Consider the following 5,965-nt stretch of genomic DNA (forward strand, 5'->3'; position numbering starts at 1 on the left):
CAAGTTGATTGAAGTGGTGAGTCGTTCGCGGCGACCACGTGATCGTTAACGTTCGCGCGGGTAGGTGAACTGTCTGATATCCCATCTGTCTCCAGCTTGGTCATCGCCCTCTGCAATTTGAAGCGTATGAATCTGGCCCATCTGACCTCACCTGACAACCATTAGCTGATCGCCGCAACTGAGTTTGTAGTTTGATAGTTGCTCGTGAATTCGGCCCAATTGATTTCTTGAGACATCAGTTTCCAATCAATCGCATTTGACGTCACGGTTTGATCTTTGCTCCGAGACAGCTGATCAAACGCCCTGACCGCCGGCCGATATATCTATGCTCGTTCCCCTTCACGATTCCGATCTGGTAGACTTGTCTGCAGCGATGAAACGCAGACCGTGGTCGTGTGTACCACGCGAACCATGCCGTGCACGCGAAGGTCGGGAGTCGTGTTTTATTGAAGTGGTCAGTCCACCGCCCGACCTCGGTGACGGCTACCGTTCGCGCGGGTAGGTGAACCGCTGAATGACTCAAATGTTTTCCGGATGGTCATCGCCCATTGCACTTCAAAGCGTTTGGATTTTGGCCCATTTGATCTCAAGTGGCAACTGATAGCTGACTGCCGCAATTGCGGTCGCGGTTTGATAGCTGCTTGTGAACTCGGCCCATTTGATTTCCCGAGACGTCAATTTCCAGTTGATCGCAATTGAATTGACCGTTTGATTGTGTTGCTTGAACTACTCCCATCGGAATTCATGGGGCAGCAGTTTCCTGACTATCGCTTTTGATGTCACGGTTTGATTTCTTCTCCGAGATAGCGGTGCAAACGCCCTGTGCGCCAGCCGAAAAACTCATACTCGTTCCCCTTGGCGATTCCGATCGGGTAGACTTGTCACCAGCGATGTAGTGTCGACTGTGGTCGTGGGTACCTCGCGAACCATGACATGAACCGAAGTGACGGAGTCGGGGTTTCTGAAGTGGTGTGTTGTGCGCCGTCACTCGGTTATGTCCGCCGTTCGCTGGACAAGATTGTTCAAACCTGATGCTGAGAAAAATCCTGTCCACCCTCATCGGGCTCACCATCGCAATCTGGGTCGGGGCACTTTTTGCATGGGCGTTTGCTGCACTGCTTGCGTCCTTTGCATTTTCCGTTTTTCGGCAATGGGAGCTTGCTTCGCTATGCACGCTTGCATGCGTGTGTTGGGGTTATGGTGCCTTTTTCTTTGCTAGACTCCCATTCGTAAAATCGGACGCAGATGAAACCAATCGCGATGGCGCGATGAATGATCCGGCGACTGCACGACGTATCGCCGGTGTGTTCGGCATTGTTTCGGGCACCGGATTCGGGTTGGTGATCGGACTTGTGCTTGCAGTGTCGAGATTGTGGATCGTATCGCCCGAGTTTCTTCCACTCGGATTGATGTTTTCTACGACCCTGATCTGTTGGCTAATGTGCTACGCTATGCCTGATCTGGGACCTGAAATACTTTCTGCCCTGGAGAATACCGTTGGCTGAGCCAGCGAACCATGACATGAACCGAAGTGACGGAGTCGGGGTTTCTGAAGTGGTGTGTCATCCGCCGTCACTCGGTTATGTCCGCCGTTCGCGCGGATGGTTGTGCCTGCGATAACCAACGCCTGTTTTCGATGCTGACGGATCTGGCCCATCTGATCTCGCCTGACAACCATTAGCCGCTCGCCGCAACTGAGCTTGTGGTTTGATAGTTGCTCGTGAATTCGGCCCAATTGATTTCGTGAGACATCAGTTTCAAATCAATCGCATTTGACTTCAAGGTTTGATCATTGTTGCTGTATGCGGCCCACTGGATTTTAAGGAACCGCAGTTTCCTGTTTATCGCATTCGATGTCACGGTTTGATTTTGGCTCCGAGATAGCGGATCAAACGTCCTAACCGCCGGCCGATATATCTATGCTCGTTCCCCTTCACGATTCGAATCGGGCAGACTGGTCGTCAGCGAAGTAGTGCGGACTGTGGTCGTGTGTACCACGCGAACCATGACATGAACCGAAGTGACGGAGTCGGGGTTTTCGAAGTGGTAAGTCGTCCGCCGTTACTCGGTTATGTCCGCCGTTCGCGCGGGTGGTTGTGCTGCTTGATGACTCATCTCTTATCAACATGGTCACCGCCCATTGCAGTTCCAAGCGTCTTGATTTGGCCCATCTGATTTCAGGTGGCAACTGTTAGCTGATCGTTGCAACTGAGTCTGCGGTTTGATAGTTGCTCGTGAACTAGGCCCATGTGATTTCGGGAGACCTCTGTTCCTATTGATCACAACTGAGTTCACGGCTTGATTGTGTTGCTCGAACGACTCCCATCTGAAATCATGGGGCAGCAGTTTCTTATTTATCGCATTTGATGTCACGGTTTATTTCTGCTCCGAGATGGCAGGTCAGACGCCCTATGCGCCAGCCGAAAAATCAATGCTCGTTCCCTCTGGCGATTCCAATCGGGTAGACTTGTCGACAGCGATGTACTGCAGACTGTGGTCGTGTGAACCACGCGAACCATGCCGTGCACGCGAAGGTCGGGAGTCATGTTTTATTGAAGTGGTCAGTCCACCGCCCGACCTCGGTGACGGCTACCGTTCGCGCGGGTAGATGTGACTTGAATCCAACGCTGCTGAATCCGGCCCATTTGATTTAACGTCGTATCTGTTAGCTGATCGCTGCAATTGGATTCACGGTTTGGTAGTTGTGTCTGAACGCGACCTATCTGAATTCAACGGACAGTAGTTTCTAATTGATCGCAATCGAATTCACGGTTTGATAGTGTTTCTTTGGCAACTCCCATGCGAATTCATGGGACAGCAGTTTCCTGTCTATCGCACTTGATGTCACGGTTTGTTTTCTGCTCCGAGATAGCAGTTCAAACGCCCTATGCGCCAGCCGAAATATCAATGCTCGTTCCCTCTGGCGATTCCGATCGGGTAGACTTGGCGACAGCGAAGTGCTGCAGTCCGTGGTCGTGCATACCGCGCGAACCCGACGATGCACGTGAGTCGCCGAGTTGAGATTTTTGAAGTGGTACGTCGTTCGCGGCGACCACGTGATCGTTACCGTTCCCCGACAGAGGACATGTCCGATTCTTGACGCCAATGATTGAACTCGAAGATCCAATTTGGGCTGAACTGACTCATTGCTACGGTTCCGGTGCTGGCATACCGGAGCAAATCCGCCACATTGAATCAACAAAGAATCCCGCACCGAAGTTCTGGGATGAACTTGGTAACACATTGTGCCATCAGTGCACGGTTGGAACAGCAAGCATCGCAGCGTTCCCACATCTCGTGCGGATTGCTAGTGAGAACGGCAAGACTCGTAAAGGCTTCGCCGCACTTAAGCTTGCAGCAGAGATTCTTGCCTTCACGATTGGTCCTGAGAACAAGATCCCGCAGATGCCCAAGAAGCTCGGGGAGCCATTTCGCAAAGCAATATCCGAAGGCCAGCAACTGGTATCTTCTATGCTTTTCATCCGAAAACGCAACTTCCCCGACACGATGGAGATACTTGCAATCGCCGGAGTCTTCAGTTTTCAGGCCGATTGCTTCCTGCTGCTTGGTACGATACGTGATCGTTGGTTTGACTGCCCGGCGTGCGAAGAACGAGTCGAAACCGACAGACTCTATACTTGGTAGCCCAGGCACGACGGGGAACCATGGGTTGCAACGGAGGCCGCGAGTTGACGTTTTTGAAGTGGAGAGTCGTTCGCGCGGCCCCGCTGAACCCTGCCGTTCGCGCGGATGGTTGTGGCTGCGATAACCATCGCCTGTCTTCAACGCCGCTGAATCTGGCCCATCTGATTTCACGTGGCAAGTGTTTGATGATCGCCGCAAGTGAATTAACGGTTTGATAGTTGTGCTTGACCGCGGCCCAATGGATTTAGCGCGACAGCAGTTTCCTATTGATCGCAATTGAATTCACGGTTTGATTGTGTTGCTTGATCAACGCCCAGCTGAATTTGAGAGACCGCAGTTTCTTGTTTACCGCATTTGATGTCACGGTTTGATTTCTGCTCCGAGATAGCCGATCAAACGCTCTACCCGTCGGCTAAAATATCTATGCTCGTTCCCCTTCGCGATTCGAATCGGGTAGACTTGTCAGCAGCGATGTGATGCAGACTGTGGTCGTGTGTACCACGCGAACCATGACATGAACCGAAGTGACGGAGTCGCGGTATTTGAAGTGGTGAGTCGTCCGCCGTCACTCGGTTATGTCCGCCGTTCGCGCGGGTAGATGAACTGCTTGATGATTCATCTTTCTCTCAGTTGGTTATCGCCCATTGCCCTACAGAGCGTTTGGATTCGGCCCATCTGATCTCACGCAGTACCTGTTGCTTGATCGTTGAAATTGAGTTCACGGTTTGTTAGTCGTTGCTGATCGCGGCCCATGTGATTTCGGGAGACGTCAGTTTCCAATTGATCGCAATTGAATTCACGGTTTGGTTGTGTCGCGTTGGAGAACACCCATCTGAATTCAAGGGACAACAGTTTCCTGTCTATCGCATTTGATGCCACGGCTTGGATGTTGCTCTGCGATAGCCGATCAAACGCCGTATGCGCCAGCCGAAAAATCTATGCTCGTTACCCTTGGCGATTCCGATCGGGTAGACTTGTCACCAGCGATGTGGTGCCGACTGTGGTCGTGGGTACCTCGCGAACCATGACATGAACCGAAGTGACGGAGTCGGGGTTTTTGAAGTGGTTAGTCGTCCGCCGTCACTCGGTTATGTCCGCCGTTATCCGTGTTGATTTGAATGGATCATTTGTTTCATCACTTGTACAAATCTTAGACGCTAACAATTTACTGATTTCAATGTTTCACACTTTCAAGCAACTGCTAGGTCTTGCCAAAGACGCGGGAATTGGACCGCCCACGGGAAAAATGGGTTTCCAAAAAACGACAGACGATTACGCACATCTCGATTCAAGGCTTGCAACGGAAGGCGCAATCGAATTTGTTGATTTCTGCATCCTTAAGGGCGATTGCCAACTTGAAGGCGAAACGACTGAAAAGTTTCGTGAGGTCCTGGCAAAATATCCCGCCTCAGATGACGAGGAGTACGATCTTCTAGGGGTCGTAGTCCGAGACAAACTCACGTCCGCAGGGTTGCTTCCGATTGGTGACCCAGAACGATATCAATACAAGATTGCCATGTGGGGACAATCGCTCGCCACACACGACCGAGAACAGGCTTCATAGTCTTGGCGAGAATTCCTCGGATTTGATTATACGGATAACAATGCCGTGCACCGAAGGACGGGAGTCGACGGTTTTGAAGTGGTTAGATTCTTGGCCCGTCCTCGGTGACGGCAGCCGTTCGCGCGGGTGGATGGACTGACTGATGTTTCATCTCTTATCAAGTTGGTCATTGCCCTTTGCAGTACAAAGCGTTTGGATTCGGCCCAGTTGATTTCAAGTGGCAACCGTTTACTGATCGCTGCAATTGAGTTTACGGTTTGATAGCTGTTCGTGAACTCGGTCCAGTTAATTTTACGAGACCTCAGTTTCCTGTTGATCGCAATTGAATTCGCGGCTTGATTTCGGTGCTTGAACAACGCCCATTTGAATTCATGGGACAGCAGTTGCCTGTGTATCGCACTTGATGTCACGGTTTGATTTCTGCGCCGAGATAGCTGTTCAAACATCCTATGCGCCAGCCGAAATATCTATGCTCGTTCCCCTTGGCGATTCCGATCGGGTAGACTTGTCGAGAGCGATGTACTGCTGGCCGTGGTCGTGTGTACCACGCGAACCATGACATGAACCGAAGTGACGGAGTCGGGGTTATTGAAGTGGTGAGTTGTCCGCCGTCACTCGGTTATGTCCGCCGTTCCCCGATGCAGATTCGACAATTGAAGCGGAGGATCTGATTGGCCGCTGACACCAAATTTGTTGACAAGCAGAAGCCAACTGAAACGTTGAGCAAGCATGTCCGCATTTCGATCATTGAAATGC

General features: G+C 51.4%; 3 protein-coding genes. All 3 read left to right on the forward strand.

Translation table 11 applies throughout. The features are described from left to right. Positions 1-1,031: 1,031 nt before the first annotated feature. Entirely contained in the window at positions 1,032-1,505 is a 474-nt protein-coding gene (locus LOC67_RS26940) for a hypothetical protein (RefSeq protein WP_230265961.1), read from the forward strand. A gap of 1,600 nt (positions 1,506-3,105) precedes the next feature. Next, the gene (locus LOC67_RS26945) at positions 3,106-3,645 is read left to right on the forward strand and encodes a hypothetical protein (protein ID WP_230265962.1); all 540 of its coding nucleotides are present in this window, start codon (positions 3,106-3,108) and stop codon (positions 3,643-3,645) included. Positions 3,646-4,822: 1,177 nt separating this feature from the next. Beyond that, complete coding sequence (locus LOC67_RS26950; protein ID WP_230265963.1) at positions 4,823-5,209, forward strand: hypothetical protein; 387 nt, start codon at positions 4,823-4,825, stop codon at positions 5,207-5,209. The last annotated feature ends 756 nt before the right edge of the window (positions 5,210-5,965 follow it).

This window comes from Stieleria sp. JC731, assembly GCF_020966635.1.
Taxonomy (GTDB): Bacteria; Planctomycetota; Planctomycetia; order Pirellulales; family Pirellulaceae; genus Stieleria.